16 protein-coding genes are annotated in these 16,455 nt (G+C 72.7%); 5 read left to right on the top strand and 11 right to left on the bottom strand.

All coding sequences use genetic code 11. The annotated features are described in order from the left end of the window. Window positions 1-26 precede the first annotated feature (26 nt). The gene (locus tag ACFVH0_RS37420; RefSeq protein ID WP_385827721.1) at window positions 27-1,505 is read right to left on the bottom strand and encodes an MFS transporter; all 1,479 of its coding nucleotides are present in this window, start codon (window positions 1,503-1,505) and stop codon (window positions 27-29) included. 100 nt (window positions 1,506-1,605) lie between these two features. On the opposite strand from ACFVH0_RS37420, the gene ACFVH0_RS37415 reads away from it, so the two are divergent. After that, window positions 1,606-2,217 carry a TetR/AcrR family transcriptional regulator gene (locus ACFVH0_RS37415; protein ID WP_385827719.1) on the top strand — a complete coding sequence of 204 codons (612 nt, stop codon included), beginning with the start codon at window positions 1,606-1,608 and terminating at the stop codon, window positions 2,215-2,217. A 23-nt stretch (window positions 2,218-2,240) separates the two neighbouring features. On the opposite strand, the gene ACFVH0_RS37410 is transcribed toward ACFVH0_RS37415, so the two are convergent. The 6 genes from ACFVH0_RS37410 to ACFVH0_RS37385 form a co-directional block, all read right to left on the bottom strand. Then, the gene (locus ACFVH0_RS37410) at window positions 2,241-2,864 is read right to left on the bottom strand and encodes a nucleotidyltransferase domain-containing protein (protein WP_385827717.1); all 624 of its coding nucleotides are present in this window, start codon (window positions 2,862-2,864) and stop codon (window positions 2,241-2,243) included. Between the two features lie 43 nt (window positions 2,865-2,907). Then, window positions 2,908-3,834, bottom strand: coding sequence for an NAD(P)H-binding protein (locus tag ACFVH0_RS37405; RefSeq protein ID WP_385827715.1), 927 nt, complete (start codon window positions 3,832-3,834; stop codon window positions 2,908-2,910). Next, on the bottom strand, window positions 3,831-4,190 hold the full coding sequence (locus tag ACFVH0_RS37400) for a DUF952 domain-containing protein (protein WP_385827713.1): 360 nt from the start codon (window positions 4,188-4,190) through the stop codon (window positions 3,831-3,833). Before ACFVH0_RS37400 ends, ACFVH0_RS37405 begins: the two co-directional genes overlap by 4 nt. A 9-nt stretch (window positions 4,191-4,199) precedes the next feature. After that, window positions 4,200-5,606: a choice-of-anchor A family protein gene (locus tag ACFVH0_RS37395; RefSeq protein WP_385827711.1), complete on the bottom strand. Its 1,407-nt coding sequence runs from the start codon at window positions 5,604-5,606 to the stop codon at window positions 4,200-4,202. 118 nt (window positions 5,607-5,724) lie between these two features. After that, on the bottom strand, window positions 5,725-6,732 hold the full coding sequence (locus ACFVH0_RS37390; RefSeq protein WP_385827723.1) for an NAD-dependent epimerase/dehydratase family protein: 1,008 nt from the start codon (window positions 6,730-6,732) through the stop codon (window positions 5,725-5,727). A gap of 85 nt (window positions 6,733-6,817) precedes the next feature. Next, window positions 6,818-7,771 carry a LysR family transcriptional regulator gene (locus ACFVH0_RS37385; RefSeq protein ID WP_385827709.1) on the bottom strand — a complete coding sequence of 318 codons (954 nt, stop codon included), beginning with the start codon at window positions 7,769-7,771 and terminating at the stop codon, window positions 6,818-6,820. A 245-nt stretch (window positions 7,772-8,016) separates the two neighbouring features. On the opposite strand from ACFVH0_RS37385, the gene snpA reads away from it, so the two are divergent. After that, window positions 8,017-8,697 carry a snapalysin gene (snpA, locus tag ACFVH0_RS37380; RefSeq protein WP_385827707.1) on the top strand — a complete coding sequence of 227 codons (681 nt, stop codon included), beginning with the start codon at window positions 8,017-8,019 and terminating at the stop codon, window positions 8,695-8,697. A 102-nt stretch (window positions 8,698-8,799) separates the two neighbouring features. Here the strand turns inward: snpA and ACFVH0_RS37375 are convergent, their stop codons facing one another. Then, window positions 8,800-10,041: an MFS transporter gene (locus tag ACFVH0_RS37375; RefSeq protein ID WP_385827705.1), complete on the bottom strand. Its 1,242-nt coding sequence runs from the start codon at window positions 10,039-10,041 to the stop codon at window positions 8,800-8,802. A gap of 140 nt (window positions 10,042-10,181) precedes the next feature. On the opposite strand from ACFVH0_RS37375, the gene ACFVH0_RS37370 reads away from it, so the two are divergent. Beyond that, window positions 10,182-10,883: a FadR/GntR family transcriptional regulator gene (locus ACFVH0_RS37370; RefSeq protein ID WP_385827703.1), complete on the top strand. Its 702-nt coding sequence runs from the start codon at window positions 10,182-10,184 to the stop codon at window positions 10,881-10,883. Window positions 10,884-10,951: 68 nt separating this feature from the next. On the opposite strand, the gene ACFVH0_RS37365 is transcribed toward ACFVH0_RS37370, so the two are convergent. The 3 genes from ACFVH0_RS37365 to ACFVH0_RS37355 all read right to left on the bottom strand — a co-directional run bounded on the left by ACFVH0_RS37365 (window position 10,952) and on the right by ACFVH0_RS37355 (window position 14,464). Then, on the bottom strand, window positions 10,952-11,626 hold the full coding sequence (locus tag ACFVH0_RS37365) for a DUF6304 family protein (protein ID WP_385827701.1): 675 nt from the start codon (window positions 11,624-11,626) through the stop codon (window positions 10,952-10,954). A 146-nt stretch (window positions 11,627-11,772) separates the two neighbouring features. Beyond that, window positions 11,773-12,966 (bottom strand): family 2 encapsulin nanocompartment cargo protein polyprenyl transferase, encoded by a 1,194-nt coding sequence (locus ACFVH0_RS37360; RefSeq protein ID WP_385827699.1) that lies wholly within the window; start codon window positions 12,964-12,966, stop codon window positions 11,773-11,775. A gap of 91 nt (window positions 12,967-13,057) precedes the next feature. After that, window positions 13,058-14,464, bottom strand: coding sequence for a family 2B encapsulin nanocompartment shell protein (locus ACFVH0_RS37355; RefSeq protein WP_385827697.1), 1,407 nt, complete (start codon window positions 14,462-14,464; stop codon window positions 13,058-13,060). 178 nt (window positions 14,465-14,642) lie between these two features. Here ACFVH0_RS37355 and ACFVH0_RS37350 point away from each other — a divergent pair, with 178 nt between their 5' ends. Continuing rightward, the gene (locus ACFVH0_RS37350; protein ID WP_385827695.1) at window positions 14,643-15,092 is read left to right on the top strand and encodes an RrF2 family transcriptional regulator; all 450 of its coding nucleotides are present in this window, start codon (window positions 14,643-14,645) and stop codon (window positions 15,090-15,092) included. A gap of 101 nt (window positions 15,093-15,193) precedes the next feature. Continuing rightward, window positions 15,194-16,390, top strand: a complete 1,197-nt coding sequence (locus ACFVH0_RS37345) for a globin domain-containing protein (protein WP_385827693.1) — start codon at window positions 15,194-15,196, stop codon at window positions 16,388-16,390. Window positions 16,391-16,455 lie beyond the last annotated feature (65 nt).

Raw genomic sequence — 16,455 nt, 5'->3', positions numbered from 1 at the left:
GCTTCCCGCTTCCCGCACGCCGCTCCTCACCGCCGCGTCCCGGCCCCCGCCCGCTGCGGCCCGAGGAAGACGCCCGCGAGCAGCGCCCCGGCCGCCACCAGCGCCGAGTTGACCAGGATCGCGACCGCGACCCCCGGGAGAACCCCCTCGGGACCGGTGTCGCCGAGTGCGGACATCCGGGCGGTGGCGACGGCGCTCAGGACCGGGACGCCCATGGTGATGCCGACCTGCTGGGTCATGGTGGCGAGGCCGGTGGCCAGGCCCTGTTCCTCGTCGGGGAGGCCGGAGGTCGCGGTGACCATGAAGCCGACGATCATCAGCATGTTGCCGACGCCGCCGACGAAGGTGGCCACCAGCAGGAGCGCGATCCACTCCCCCGACGTTCCGAGCGCCACCAGGGACAGGGTGGCGACGGCCTGGACGGCCCCGCCGGTGACGATGGTCGTACGGTTCCCGAACCGGCCGACGGCTCGGCCGCCGAGGGTGCCGCCGAGCACGGTGCCGATGCCGAGGACGCCGAAGGCGAGACCGGTGGCGAGCGGTGAGTAGCCGAGGACTTCCTGCAGGTAGAGGGTGAGCAGGAAGACCAGCGAGGTCTCGGTGGCGAAGGCGATCAGGCCGGCGGTGTTGCCCCAGATGACGCTGCGCCGCTTCAGGATGTGTACGGGGACCAGCGGTGCCGCGGCCCGCTTCTCGACCGCCAGGAAGGCCAGGAGGAGCACCAGCCCGGCCAGGAGCGCCGCCAGGGTGGTGGGCCCGGTCCAGCCGGACTCGCCGGCCTGCGTCAGCCCGTGGACGAGCAGGAGCAGACCGCCGGTGACGGTCACGGCGCCGGGGAAGTCGAGCCGGGGGCGCACGGCGGGCCGCGAGTCGGTGATGACGGCCGGGGCGAGGACGACCACCAGGGCGGCCACCGGCACGTTGATGAAGAACGCCCAGCGCCAGGAGAGCAGATCGGTGAGCAGGCCGCCGAGGATGGCCCCGGCGGTGAATCCGGCGGACATCAGTGCCCCGTTGAGCCCCAGGGCGCGTTCCCGCAGCGGGCCCTCCTTGAAGGCGGTGGTCAGCAGCGCGAGCCCGGCCGGGGTGACGGCCGCCGTCGCGAGCCCCTGCAACACCCTTGCCACGAGGAGCACTTCGGGCGAGGCGGCGAGACCGCCGAGGGCGGAGGAGAGGCCGAGGACGACCATGCCTGCGAGGAACAGCCGCTTGCGGCCGACGAGATCCGCGATACGGCCGAAGAGGAGAGTGAAGCCGGCGGCGGCGAGCGCGAACGAGGTGGCGATCCACTGGAGATGGGAGAGGGAGAAGCCGAGCCCCTCGCCGACCACCGGCAGCGCGACGTTCAGGATCGAGAAGTCCACGGCGATCATGAACTGGGCGCCGAGGAGGAGGGTCAGGACAAGTTTCTGCCGTCCGGTCATACGGATTTCGGACGGGGAGGCGACGGGAACGGCGGCGTCGGCCGTGCCGGTCGGAGCCGGGGCCCGGCTGGGTGCGGACATGATGGGGTTCCTCCACGGAGAGTTTTAATGGGACTGGAGTTCCGTTAAAGTGGAGTCACCGTAGCAGAGGAAGAGTTGTTAATGGAACTGGAGACCCGTTATGGCTTCTGAGGGTGTGGAGCCCGGCAGTGTGCGGCCCGGTGGCCGTACCGCCCGGGTCCGTGAATCGGTCCTGCGGGCGGCGGGCGACGCCCTGGCCGAGCACGGCTTCGACCGGCTGGACCTCGCCGATGTCGCGCGCCGCGCGGAGGTCGGCAAGACGACCGTCTACCGGCGCTGGTCCACCCCCACCGGCCTGATCGCGGACCTGCTCGACGACATGGCCGAACAGTCCTCGCCCCGTACCGCAACGGGCTCGCTGACCGAGGACCTCAGGGCCAACGCCCGGCTGGTGGCCACGACCCTCTCCGATCCACGGCAGGGCGCGCTCTTCAGGTCCGTGATCGCCGCGGCCACCTGCGATCCGCGCACCGCCGAGGCGCTGCACCGGTTCTACGCGATCCGCATCGAGGAGTGGTCCGGCTGCGTCACCGAGGCCGTCGAGCGCGGCGAACTGCCCGCGGGCACCGACGCGGACGAGGTGATCCGCGCCGTGTCGGCGCCGCTCTACTACCGGCTGCTGGCCAGCGGCGACCCGCTCGACGAGGCGGCGGCGGACCGGGCCGCGGGGGCCGCCGAAGCGGCGGCCCGCGCGGGCGCGTACGTGAACTGAAGCGCCGGCCGCCCGGCGCCCGGTCAGCCCGCCGGGTGGGCGCGCAGGCGGACCGCCCACGGGTGCCCGGCGTCCTCGGCCAGGGCGATGGCCCCGGTCAGCCAGGCGCGCTGATCCGCGTCGAGGACCGGCAGCACCTTCGCGAAGTCCTGCTCGTCCTTGGGACGTGGGGCCCCCGCCTTGTACAGGAGCTGCACCTCGGGACAGAGGTACGGAACGCCGTCCGCGGAGAGGCGGCCGAGCCGGTCCAGCGGCAGGCGGATGCGGGGATCGCGGCGGAACAGCCAGTCGCCGCCCTCGGTGTCGTCGAGCATGAGCTGGATGCGCCAGGGCTCGGCGGGACCGGGGCGGCACCAGATGTCGTGCACGTGCGGCGGCAGGATCTCGCCGGGGAGCCAGGGACGCAGGGTGCCCGGCGGGTCCGCGGCCCACCACTCCCAGCCCGCCGGCAGCCGCTGGGCGGCGAGCTGGTCACGGCGCAGCAGCAGTACGTCGATGTCGGCGTGGTCCCGGAAGGCGTGGCCCACGGCGAACTCGACCGCGTATCCCCCGGCGATCCACCAGGGGACACGCAGCGGTGCGAAGAGGCGGGCGGCCTCGTCCGGCGGAGGCGGATCCCAGGGGCCCCACGGAGTCTCCGTACGCATGGCCGCGAGCCCCTTTCCCTCTCCGGCACCGCCCACCGCGGGGTCAGCGCGTCGTCAGCAGATGCCGGTAGCAGTCCGGATGTTCACTCAGGAACGTGGCCAGGCTCGTCGCCGGATGCCCGGTGAGGTCCGGTACGGCGTCCGAGACCGTGGCCATCTCGCCGGTGGCGATGGCCTCGTAGGACGTCACCCAGCCGGCCACCTCCCAGTCCTCGGCACCGTACTGCGCTCGGGAGGCGTAGGCCTCCTCGCGGGTCTCCGCCACGTAGCTGATGGTCCGGCCGGTGACCCTGCCGAGCTCCTCGGCCGCCTCGGCGAGGGTGAACGCCTCGGGGCCCGTGAGGTCGTAGGTGATCCCGTCGTAGCGGGTGCCGGCGCTCTCGGTGTCGGCCAGCAGGACGGCGACCGCGGCGTCCGCGATGTCGTCGTGTGCCACCGCCGCCACCCGGCCGTCGCCGCCGGGGCCACGCAGCACCCCGTCGGCGCCGGTCATCGCCGGGATCCCGGCGAGGTACAGGCTGTCGCGCAGGAAGGTGTGGCGGACATCGGCGGCCCGGATGTGCGCCTCGGTGTGCCAGTGGTCCCGGGCGAAGGTGAACGTGGCGTCGGGCGCGGCGCCCAGGAACGAGACGTACACGATGCGTTCGACGCCCACGGCGACCGCCGCGTCCACGGCCGTCGTGTGCTCGCGCACCCGGTCCGGGCTCTCGTGCGCCGAGACGAGGAACAGCGTGTGCGCCCCGGCCAGGGCGCGGCGCATCGCCTCCCCGTCGCCGTACGGGGCGGGCGGCGCGGCGACGGCGCCGGGCAGTTCGGGCAGCCGGGACGGGTCGCGCCCGAGCAGCCGCACGGGCACGCCGGCCCGGGTCAGGCGCTGTGCGACCCGGCCGCCGACGGCTCCGCTCGCGCCGGTGACGGCGACGATGGGGACGTCCGGGTTCTCCGGGCCGGTGGGGGGTGGATTGTTCATGCGGGGTCGCCTTCCTTGCGCAGCCAGGGGCGCACCTCCACGACCGCGTCCACCGGGACGGGGCCGTAGATGTGCGGGAACTCCTCGCCGCCGGGCTCGGCGGACTCGTACCGTACGGGCACCAGGAGCCGGCCGGGATCGATGACGAGGACCACGAGTTCCTGGTCTCCGGTCCCGGCCCCGCTCCCGGCGCCGTACAGCATCTCGGCCACGCCGGGGAGCTGGTGCGGCAGCGAGCAGTGGATGAAGCCCTCTTCGTGCAGGGTGCGGCCGCGGGTGGACATCTCGTACGTCCCGATCCCGCGGGCCGCCTCCCACAGGGGGCCTTCGGTGAGGTGCAGCAGCAGTTCGGCCATGGGCCCAAACTAGCCGCGCCGGCGGGCCCTCCGGGCCATCAGCGTGGCCGCCGATCCGGCCACGAACAGAGTGGCGGCGATACCGCCGAGAATCCACTCACCGCCGCGCACCCCCGTGTGCGGGAGCTCCCCTCCGGGATGGGGCTTGTCCGGCCAGGTGTGAGTCGGTGTGGGCTTCGGCCCCGGCGAGTGGGTCGGGGTCGGAGTCGGGGTGTGGGTGGGGGTCGGAGTCGGGGTGTCCGTCGGAGTCGGCGTGGGCGTGGGCGTGTCCGTCGGAGTTGGCGTGGGCGTGTCCGTCGGGGTCGGGGTCGGGGTGTCCGTCGGGGTCGGGGTCGGCGTGGGCGTCGGCTCCTCGCCGCAGGTCGGCAGGTCACCGTCGAAGGGGTATGCGTGCAGCTCCTGGCCGCCCGACTGGCCCGCCGAGGTGTGGGTCAGCGAACCGGCCGTGTAGAAACGGCCGTTGGTGCCGCTCATGTCCAGGGTGGCGGTACTGGACTGCTGACCGATCAGCACGCTGCCCTGGAACTGCCCGGTGCCGTGCAGCCCGATCTCGGTGGCGTCCGGGAAGTTCCACAGCAGGTGCTCGCGGAGTCCGGCCTGCGGCAGCGAACCCATCAGCGTGCTGATGTTGCGGCTGCTCCCGTAGACGTTGACGAGCACCGTCGCGCCGTCCGGAATCGCGTTGAAGGTGATGCCCTGCTGGCCGCCCTGGGCCGAGACCAGGTCGGCGTCCACGGCGAACACCTGGAGCGGCGAGGTGCCGTCACCGGTGAAGACGGTGTCGAAACCGGAGTTGACCACGGTGCCCGTGGCGGGGCGGCGGTGGTCCTGGCCGTCGTCGTACGCGTAGCAGTGGCTGGCCGCGGTCAGTTCGTCGCGCAGCGCCGTGTACGGGTCGGTCGCGTCCGGGTCGCGGAGCGGGGCCGGGATCACCGTTCCGCTGACGGTCCGGGCGTACTTGACGACACCGTGGTTCGTCCCCTCCTCGGCGAGCAGCCGCTGGCCGTTCGCGACGGTCAGGGGCCCGCCCACGGTCAGGTAGTCGGAGCCGTCGGGGGGCGGCACCCGCGAACCCACGCCCGCCACGCCGACGTTGTAGATCTGCGAGGCTCCCTCGCGCTTGTTCATGTCGAACTGCCCGAGGGTGACGATCTTCCCCTCGGCCTCGGCGGCGGCCTCCCGGACCAGGAAGTCGCCGCCGACGAAGATATTGATGTTGCTGTCGTGATGAGTCACCGGCCCGTTGTTCGGATCGGGCCAGGTCGTCGGGCAGTCGCTGCCCAGACACGGGCCGAGCCCGCCGGGCAGTGGGTCGGCAAGGGCGATGGACGCCATCGTGCCCACCATTGCCGCGGCGGCCGTCATCGCCACCGCCGCTCGGATACCGTTTCCGCGCGCACGCGCATGTGTTGCCATAAAGGGCAATATGCAGCTTTGCCTACCAAATGACATGAATGCCACGCCCGGACCACCTCAATGGCCCCGAATGCGCGGGCGGCACCGGGGCAGCGCGCCTGCGGCCCCTGGCGGAGCGTCAAGCCCCTTCCGCCAGCAGCTCCGCCTCCTTTTCCGGATCCAGGCCGACCGCGGGCCGGTCCGGCCGCTGCGGGGCGACCCCGCCCAGCTCCTCCAGCCACTTCCAGGTGTCGGCGACGGTCTCCTCGACCGGGCGGCAGCGCAGACCGGCCGCGTACGCCCGGCTGACGTCGCCCCCGTGGATCGCCTCGTACAGCTCGCCCGGCGCCAGCCAGACCGGCAGTTCGGTCCATGGCTCCACGCCGGCCGCGAGGATCCTCTCCGCGGGCGTCCAGCGCAGCTCCGCGCCGGAGCCGGTGGCCCGCACACAGGCGTCCAGCAGTTGCCCCATGGTGGCGTGCCCCGCGCGGCTGACCAGGTCGTACGGCCCGTGCAGACCGCTGTCGGCCGCGTCCAGCAGCCAGTTCGCGAGGTCGCGGGCGTCGATGTACTGAAGCGCCACGTCCGGTGCGCCCGGGGCCAGTACGGGTCCGCCGCGGGCGATCCGCCCCAGCCACCAGGGCAGCCTGCCGATGTTCTCCCAGGGGCCCAGGATCAGCCCCGCGCGGGCGAACAGGGCCCGGTCACCGAAGGCGTCGAGCGCGGCCAGTTCGCCGCCGAGCTTGGCCAGCGGGTACGAGACGTCCCCGCCCGCGTCGGGCGAGGCACCGGCCACCAGCGGCCCCTCCTCCCCGAGGCCGGCCGGGGCCGAGTGGTCGTACACGGAGCGGCTGGAGACGTACGCGTACCGGGCGGCCCGGTCCGCCAGCAGACGGGCCGCGTCCCGTACGGCCGAGGGTGCGCCGCTCCAGGTGTCGACCACCAGGTCCCAGGTGTACCCGCCGCCGGGGCCCTCACCGGCCCCGGCCAGGGCGGCGAGACCGTCCTCGGCGGTGCGGTCCCCGAGGATCTCCGCCGCACCCGCCGGAGGCGCGTGCCGGCCGCGGTGGAACACCGTGACCTCCCAGCCCCGCGCCAGCGCCGCCTCGGTGACCGCCCGACCCACGAATTCCGTACCGCCCAGCATCAGAAGCCTCATGCGACCGACTCTGCCCGCCGGGCGGCCCGCTGGGAACCGGTCCTCGCTCTCGGCGGAATCGGGAACCGGACCTTCACGGGGTGCGGGCGAGCGGGCTGCGGTTGCGCAGCAGCCACTGGTGGTACCCGGACGCGCGCCGGGCCGCCTCCCGGTAGGCCGCCTCCAACTCCCCGTACACCGTCGCCATGTCGTCGCCCGGCCGGGACACCAGCAGCAGCCGTACGGCGAGGGGGTCGTCGCGCAGCGGGCGGATCGCCATGTCGTCGCGCGGCCCGGAGGTGGGCTGGCAGGGGGCGACCGCCTCGCCGAGCACGACGAGGGAGGCGGCGGTGAGGTAGTCGCCGTGCAGGACGGTCGGCGCGAGTCCGGCCTCGCCGAACACCCGGCGCAGCCCGTCCCATTCGCCGTCCACCGTGGGGTCGACCATCCACCGGTCGCCGGCCAGATCGACGAGGTCGACGACCGGCCGGGCGGCGGCCGGATGGTCCCTGGCCATGGAGATGAACTGCGGTTCGCGGTCCAGGAGTACGCGCTGTTCCAGGCCCTCCGGGACGGCCAGCGGGCAGCCTTCGACCTCGTGGACGAAGGCGACGTCGAGCCCGCCGGCCGCGATGTCGCGCAGCAGGGCGCGGGCCGATACGTCGACCCGCAGCGAGATGTCGGTGCCGGGCAGCCGGAGCCGCAGCCTGCGCAGCCAGCCGCCGATGACCCGGCTCGCGGTGCAGCCGATGCGCAGCCGCGGCCCCGATGCCCGGACCGCGTCGGCCTCCGCCTTCGCGTCGCTGACCAGGGCGGTCATTCCGTCGACCAGGGGGCGGGCCCGGCTGAGGACGGCGCGGCCGAGCAACGTCGGGCGGCAACCGGTCCGTTCGCGGCTGAACAGTTCGGCGCCCAGGGTGTTCTCGATCCGGCGCAGCTGGGTGGTCAGGGAGGGCTGGCTCACGCCCAGCCGGCGGGCGGCTTGGTGCAGGCTGCCCGTGTCCGCGATGGCGCACAGCGCCCTGAGGTGTCTCACCTCAAGCTCCATGCGATCGAGCGTAGGGCGGCGGACGACCCTCGCACCAGACTCCCCAATCGCATCAAAGTCCTTTAATTCACCTGGAGTTGACGGATGCTTCGACGGCAGTACCCGGGGTGGCGATAGGGCGGTGTTATCGCCGGTTGACATCATCCGCCACGGCTTCCGCTCCCCGACACTCTCTCCGTACCGCACCCGTCCGAGTCCGATCATCGGACGGGTTCATCGGACCGGTAACCGGTAGGAGACCCCCCATGAGACACCCCAGGACCGTCATGTCGGCCGTGGTCGGCCTCGGCTTCGGCCTCGCGGCCGCGCTCGGCACGGCACCCGCGATCGCCGCCTCCTCGGCCCCCGCCTCAGCACCCGTCAGCACCGCTTCCGAGGCACAGGCGGGCTACACCGCCTACGCCGGCTCGCACGAGAACGCCGCCGCGAACAAGGCGTTCTTCGAGGCGGTCGCCAAGTCCGTGGCGAAGAAGCGGGCGGCCAACCCCGGCGCCCAGTCGGTCACCGTCGTCTACAGCACGGCCAACGCGCCGAGCTTCCGTACCCAGATAGCCAACAGCGCGCAGATCTGGAACAGCTCCGTCTCCACCGTCCGGCTGCAGGAAGGCTCGAACGCCGACTTCACGTACTACGAGGGCAATGACTCCAGGGGCTCGTACGCGAGCACCGACGGACACGGCAACGGGTACATCTTCCTGGACTACGCGCAGAACCAGCAGTACGACTCGACCCGCGTCACCACGCACGAGACCGGGCATGTGCTCGGCCTGCCGGACCACTACTCCGGCCCGTGCAGCGAGCTGATGTCGGGCGGCGGCCCCGGCCCGTCCTGCACCAACCCGTACCCCGACGCGAACGAGCGCAGTCAGGTCAACTACCTGTGGCAGTTCGGCTTCGCGGCGAAGTTCACGCACAGCGCCTCCTGACCCCGCAGGTCCGGACGCACCGAAGGGGCCACCTCGTAGGACGGGGCGGCCCCTTCGGGTCGGCTCACGGCTTCCGGGCCGGCCTGCCGCTCCTCGCGGGCCCTACCGGCCTTCGGGCCCGGTACGGGGCAGGGCCAGGGTCAGGCGGAGTCCGACGAGCAGTTGGAGGGCGGCGAGCGCGAGCAGTACGGCCAGGGGCAGCGTCCAGTCGCCGGTGGCCGAGCGCAGCAGCCCGATGCCCAGGGGGCCCACCGAGGCGAGGAGATAGCCGGCGCTCTGCGAGAAGGTCGACAGCGCAGCGGTCTCCTGCGCGCTCCGGCCGCTCGCTCCGATGACGGCCAGGACCAGCGGAAACGCCCCCAGCCCGAAGCCGGTCAGCACGGCCCAGAGGACGGGCAGGGCCAACGGGGCGCAGAGCAGGCCGAGATACCCGGCCGACAGCGCGACGCCGACCATGACGAACGCCGACCGCAGCCGCGCCGCCGTCCTGGTGAGCGGCATCAGGACGAAGGTCGAGGGGACGCCGACGATCAGCGCCAGCCCCAGCATGATCCCGGCCCGGTCGGAGCTCATCCCGTGGTCGGACAGGACGGTCGGCAGCCAGCCGATGACCGCGTAGCTGTTGAGGGACTGCAGGGCGAAGAACGCGGTGACCAGCAGCCCGAAGCGGGTGCGCCCGGCGCTCCGGGCCGAGACCGTGCCACGGTCCGCACGCCCTGCCGCAGCCCGCCAGGAACCCGGCCGCAGCCCCCACACGGCCAGGGCGAGCACGGCGGGCAGGGCCCAGGCCGCCAGCCCCGACGAGGGCTTCCCCGCCAGGTCGGCGACGGGGACCGCCGCGGCCGCAGCGACGGCCGAGCCGAGCGCCATCGTGGTGGTGTACACCCCGGTCGTCAGGGCGACCCGGGCGGGGAAGTGCGTCTTGACCACCGCGGGCAGCAGGACGTTGCACAGGGCCGGCCCCGCCGCACCCAGCAGGGTGCCGACCAGCAAGGCCTCGGTCCGGGGCACCGCGCGCACGGCCAGCCCGGCGGACAGCACCGCCAGCGCCAGCAGGACGGCGCGCTCGGTGCCCAGGCGCCGGGCCAGCATGGCGCCGGTCGCGCCGACCGCCGCGAAGCACAGCGTCGGCAGCGCCGGGACCAGGGACGCGGCGACCGGCCCGAACCCCAGCTCGGCCCGGAGCTGTTCCATCAGCGCGGACGTACTGCTGATGCCCAGCCGCAGGTTGAGGGCGATCAGGACGATGCCGGTGGCGGTCAGCCAGGTCGCGGCGGCACGGGACATCGGCCGGGCGGGGGCCGGACGGGATCTGGCGTTCGAGGGGCGGCGGGTGAGCAGCATGACAGAAACATAAAACGTCTGACCTTTAACGTCCAACCTTTAAAGGTAGGATTGCCTCCGTACCCGCTCAGCCGGCCCGCCCGGCCGCCGCCGCACCCGCTCGCCCGGTCGGACCCGCTCACCACCAGGAAGGACCATCCGTGGCTCTCCCCTCCGTCCGCCGCTCGGTGCTGGTCGACGACGTCATCCAGCGACTGCGCGACGAGATCACCTCGGGAAGATGGCCGGTGGGAGCCCGTATCCCGACCGAGACGGCACTCATCGAAGAGCTCGGGATCGCCCGCGGGACGCTCCGCGAGGCCACTCGCGCACTCATCCACGCGGGGCTGCTGCAGGCACGGCAGGGCGATGGCACCTATGTGCGCGCCACCAGCGAGCTGTCCGGCGCCATCCAGCGCCTCGGCAGTGAACTGGGCGAGGTCCTGGAGGTCCGCCAGGGGCTGGACGCCCAGGCCGCCCGTCTGGCCGCCGCCCGCATCACCCCCGAAGGACTGGACGGTCTCGACGCGCTGCTGACCCGGCGCGCCACCGCCTGGCGGCAGCGCGACCGGGAGGCATGGATCGAGGCCGATCACGGCTTCCACCAGGCGGTCGCCGCCGGTGGCGGCAACAGCCTGCTGAGCGACCTCTACGCCGCCCTCGGTCCGGCCCTGCGCCGTTCCATGGCGGCCCACTGGGAGGACCACGGCTTCGACGGCGCGGACCCCCGCGGGCACGAGGACCTCCTCGACGCCCTGCGCTCCGGTGACGGCGATCGCGCGGCTCTCACCGCCACTTCCAACATCGACGCCACCGGCGACTGGCACGCCACCACGCCGCCCTCCCGGCCCGGACCGGGCTGAGCGGGGCCGGGGCGGGGGCCAGGGCCGAGGCGGCGGCATCGATCGGGCGTGCCGCCCGGACATGCGACTCAGGCGTGTTCCAGCGGGAAGGCGCCCCGGTGCCCGGTGCCCGCGCCGGTGTCCGGGCGGGGCTCGTACTCGCGGCAGCTCCAGATCTCCTGGACGAATCCGGTGCGCCGGTCCCACAGGTCCCGGACATCGCCCTCACCGGCCGCCCCCCGGTAGGCGTCCTTGGCGCCCCGGAAGCAGGCGAGGCCGCCGGACAGACCGCGCACCGCGGCCGGGGCCGGGAAGTAGTCCGAGAAGGCGCAGGCGATGCAGGTCTGGAGACGCACGCCGGGCGGCAGGGCACGCTGGATGGTGGCGAGCGCGGACGCGAAGTCGCTCTCGGCGCGGTGGGACGCGTAGGCCGCGCCGCCGAACTGCAGCTCCAGGCTGAGATGCGAATCGGGCCGGCGCAGCGACAACAGGCAGCTGAGCGTGGCCTGGTGGACGGCTCCGTCCCAGATGACCGGGAGCGGCAGGTCCCACTCCAGGACACAGTCGCTCAGCGCACCGTCCACCAGGACGAACCGGTCGTCGGCCGGTGGCGTGCCGACGGCCGGGGTGAGGCCGTCGAAGCTCGCGCCCTCGAAGTCGATGCCCCTTGTGCGGAGGCGTAGTTGCTGTCCATCGGTGGTGAGGACGACGGCGTCGGAACCCTGTCGGTCCCGGTACCACCCTGCCCATGACTCATCTGTCATGGGCACGGACTGTAGCCCGTGCCCATGGCAGTCGCCCGGTCGCCCTCCGTTTCCTGTCACGGGCCTTGTGACCTCGGCGCCTCGTTCCGTTCCCGTTGTTCCGTTTTCCTTCCGCCGCCCCCTTCACCGTTCCCGGTTCTCCGTGGTCAGTGGGTGCGTCGGGTGACGAACTCGGCCAGGGTCAGCAGGTCGCCCGCCAGGGCCAGGTCGGGGACCGCCCGGGACAGGTGGTGGACGGCGCGGGCCATCCGGTCGGCCGCGCAGATCTGCGCCCAGTCCCTGCCGCCGGCCCGTTCGACGGCGTCGGCGGCGCGGCCCACCTCGCCGGGGGTGTTCATCGATCCCCGGTAGAGCGCGGCGAGTTCGGCTGCGGCCGGGGTGCCGGAGGTCAGCGCGGCGACCACGGGCAGGGACTTCTTGTGGGCGACGAGATCCGCTCCGACCGGCTTCCCGGTCCGCACCGGGTCTCCCCAGATGCCGATCAGGTCGTCGATGAGCTGGAAAGCGAGGCCCGCCTCCCGCCCGAAGCCGTCCATCCTGCGGACCGCCCGGTCCTCCGCGCCCGCGTACAGCGCCCCCAGCGCGCAGGCGCAGCCGAGCAGTGCGCCGGTCTTGGCGGTGGCCATGGTCAGGCACTCGTCGAGTGTGACCTCCTCCGGGCTCCGGTCCTCGAAGGCGCAGTCGGCCTGCTGGCCCGCGCACAGCTCGATGATGCAGGTCGAGAGCCGCGCCGATGCCCGGGCCGAGGCGGGGTCCGGGTCCTCGGCGAGCAGCCGCTGGGCGAGGGCGAGCATGGCGTCGCCCGCGATGACCGCGTCGGGGATACCGAAGACCGCCCAGGCCGTGGGCCGGTGGCGGCGGGTCCGGTCCTCGTCGATGACGTCGTCGTGCAGCAGCGTGAAGTTGTGTGCCAGCTCCACGGCGACGGCCGCCCGTACCGCCCGTACCGGATCGCCGCCCAGCGCGCGGGCGGCGGCGAGGACCAGCGCGGGCCGGATCGCCTTGCCGGCCGGCCCCGAGGACGGGGTGCCGTCGGCCTCCTGCCAGCCGAAGTGGTACATCGCGACGCGGCGGACGGCCCCGGGCAAGGACTCGACGGCGGCGCGCAGTTGGGGATCGACGAGGGCCCGGGTCGCTTCGAGGAGAACCTCGGCCTCCCGGCCCTGGGGCACGGCGGCGCCCAGGCCATCGATGCCCTCCGTCACGAAGGCGGCCGGGCCGTCGGCGCCCTGCGGCGCAGGGGGAGCCGGGCCGTCGGCCTCACGTGTCACCGGGGCGGCCGGGGCGTCGTCGCCCGGGGAACGGGGTGTGAGTGGTTGGGGTGCGTGGTGGGTCTTCACTGGGGACGTCCTCCCGAGGCCGCCCCGGGCACGGCTGCCCGGTGGCGGAGGTTGACGGGGCCCGGACATCGTCGTCCGGGCCCCGGAGGGGCTACCGCCAGCGGCTGACCTCGACGTTTTCCAGTACGCCCAGGGCGTCCGGCACGAGGATGGCCGCGGAGTAGTAGGCCGTCACCAGGTAGGAGATGATCGCCTGCTCGTCGATCCCCATGAAGCGGACCGAGAGGCTGGGCTCGATCTCGTCGGGGATGCCGGTCTGCTGGAGTCCGATGACGCCCTGCTCGGCCTCGCCCGTCCTCATGCAGATGATCGAGGTGGTCCGGGCGTCGGTGACCGGGATCTTGTTGCACGGGAAGATCGGCACCCCGCGCCAGGCCGGCACATGGTGTCCGCCGACGTCGACGCTCTCCGGCACCAGTCCGCGCTTGTTGCACTCGCGGCCGAACGCGGCGATGGCCCTCGGGTGGGCGAGGAAGAGCTTCGAACCGCGGCGGCGCGAGAGCAGCTCGTCCATGTCGTCGGGGCTGGGCACACCGTCGTGCGGCTGGATGCGCTGCCCGTAGTCGCAGTTGTTGAGCAGCCCGAACTCGCGGTGGTTGATCAGCTCGTGCTCCTGGCGCTCGCGCAGCGCCTCGACCGTGAGCCGCAACTGCTGCTCGGTCTGGTTCATCGGCTGGTTGTAGAGGTCGGCGACCCGGCTGTGGACCTTCAGCACGGTCTGGGCGACGCTCAGTTCGTACTCGCGGGGCGCCGCGTCGTAGTCGACGTACGTGTGCGGGACGACGGCCTCGCCGACATGGCCGGCGGAGAGGTCGATCGCGGCCTCGCCGTACTTGTTGGTGCGCTGGTGGGGGATGTTGAGCAGTCCGGCGAGGTGTTCGCGGAGCGAGTCCGCGCGCTCGGCGAGGTTCAGCACATCGGCCCGGCTCAGCGTCAGCACCGTACAGGCGGTGACGGCACGGGCGGTGTACTCCCAGACGGCCTCGCCGTCGACCAGGGCCTGGTCCCCGAAGTAGGCCCCGTCGGCGTGGATCCCGAGCACCGTCTCGTCCCCGTAGGGGCCGGTGCCGATCTTCTCGACCTTGCCGTGCGCCAGCAGATAGACGCTGTCCGCCGCGTCCCCCGACGCGGCCAGCACCTGTCCCGCCGCGATCTCGCGCTGCTCGCACCGCCGGGCGAGCTCGCCCAGCACTTCCTCGTCACCGAAGTCCCGCAGGGCGGGGAGCTCACCGAGCTCGGCGGGGATGACCGCGACCCGGTCACCCGTCTGAACGAAGGTCACCCTGCCGTCCCCGACCGAGTAGCTCAGTCGGCGGTTCACCCGGTAGGTACCACCTTGCACCTGCACCCACGGCAGCATCTTCAGCAGCCACCGCGAGGTGATCTCCTGCATCTGCGGGGCGGACTTGGTGGTCGTCGCGAGGTTCCGCGCCGCTGCCGTCCCCAGACTCTGCTGCGGCGGCAACGACGCGTTCTGAACCTCTTCACCAACGGACATCTGTCGTCCTCTCGATTCTTCGGCTGACCTGCGTGAAGAAGCCTTTCAGCACGGAGAGCGGTCACGCCATTACACAAAAGAGTGTGACTAATCGGCTTTGGGCTGGGCACAACGCTGAGCGATGTTCGCGTGCGCCGTTAAGTTGCATCCTCGATGCAACTTATCTACGGTGCTTGTCATGCGGCTGACGAGATTCACCGACGTGGCGCTGCGTGTACTGATGCGCCTCGCCGTCGTGGAGAACGAGGATCCGCCGACCACCCGGGAGGTGGCGGCCACCATGCAGGTGCCGTACACCCACGCCGCGAAGGTCGTCGCCAAGCTCCAGCACCTCGGCCTCATAGAGGCGCGACGGGGCCGCGGCGGTGGGCTCAGCCTCACCCCGGCGGGCCGCTCCGCCTCGATCGGCGGGCTCGTCCGGGAGCTGGAAGGACCCGGCGACGTGGTCGACTGCGAGGGCACCGCCCCGTGCCCCCTGCGCTCGGCCTGCCGGCTGCGTGGCGCACTGCGCCACGCGGAGGAGGCCTTCTACGCCTCGCTCGATCCGCTCACCGTCACCGAACTCGTCGCGTCCCCCACCGGACCGTTGCTGATCGGCATCAGCAGCGGCCGCCCGGACACCGGCTGAGCCACCGCACACCACGCGACGCATCCACGGACCCACCCCCCGGCTTCGCGCTGGCCAAAAATATGACTCTGAAATACCAATTCACCTGCGAGGAGTCCCGAATGCTCTCCGAGACGTCGACCGCCACCGTCCGCGCCACCCTCCCCGCCGTGGGTGCGGCCATCGGGGACATCGCCGATCTCTTCTACCGCAAGCTCTTCGACGCCCACCCCGAGCTGCTGCGCGACCTCTTCAACCGCGGGAACCAGGCGTCCGGCGCCCAGCGGCAGGCCCTCGCGGGCTCCATCGCCGCCTTCGCCACCCAGCTGATCGAGCACCCGGACAGCCGCCCCGACGTGATGCTCGGCCGGATCGCCCACAAGCACGCCTCGCTCGGCGTCACTCCCGCCCAGTACGAGATCGTGCACACCCATCTCTTCGCCGCCATCGCCGAGGTGCTCGGCGACGCGGTCACCCCGGAGGTCGCCGCCGCCTGGGACGAGGTCTACTGGCTGATGGCCGGCGCCCTGATCTCGATCGAGCAGCGGCTGTACGCGCGGCAGGGCGTCGTCGCCGGTGACGTGTGGCGCGAGTGGGAGGTGGTCACCCGGATCGAGGAGACCGACGACGTCGCCACCTTCCAGCTCCGCCCGGCCGACGACGCGCCCGCGCCCGCCTTCCGGCCCGGCCAGTACGTCTCCGTACAGGTGGAACTCCCCGACGGGGCCCGCCAGATACGCCAGTACAGCCTCTCCTGCGCCCCCGGCTCGCGGCTCCGCTCGATCACCGTCAAGCGGGTGCGGGGCGGCGGCTCGCCCGACGGCGAGGTCTCGTACCACCTGCACACCGAAGTGGAGGCCGGTGACGTCGTACGTGTCTCCGCCCCGTACGGCGACCTGGTGCTCGACTCGGCCGAAGCACCGCTGCTGCTCGCCTCCGCGGGCATCGGCTGCACCCCGATGCTCTCGATGCTGGAACACCTCGCGGAGACCGGCCACCGCGCCCCGGTCACCGTCGTGCACGGCGACCGCTCCCCCGCCACCCACGCGATGCGCAACGCCCACGCCCTGCTCACCGGCAAACTCCCCGACGCCGCCGCCCACTTCTGGTACGAGGACCCCGAGCCCGGCCACCCCGCCGACCGCACCGGCCGGGTCGACCTGAGCGGCCTCGCCGTCGCCCCCGGCACCCACGTCTACCTCTGCGGCCCGCTGCCCTTCATGCGCTCCGTACGCACCCAGCTGCTGGCCAAGGACATCCCGGCGGCCGACATCCACTACGAGGTGTTCGGCCCCGACATGTGGCTGGCGCAGGACTGAATCCGGCCCACTGCTCACGGATTTGACCGGTTCGGATCGCACACGGTGCGAACAGCCACCGGAGG

The organism is Streptomyces sp. NPDC127117, from assembly GCF_042677325.1.
Classification (GTDB): domain Bacteria; phylum Actinomycetota; class Actinomycetes; order Streptomycetales; family Streptomycetaceae; genus Streptomyces.
Note: the sequence above shows the minus strand (reverse complement) of the source record. Positions and strands in the feature narration are given on the sequence as shown.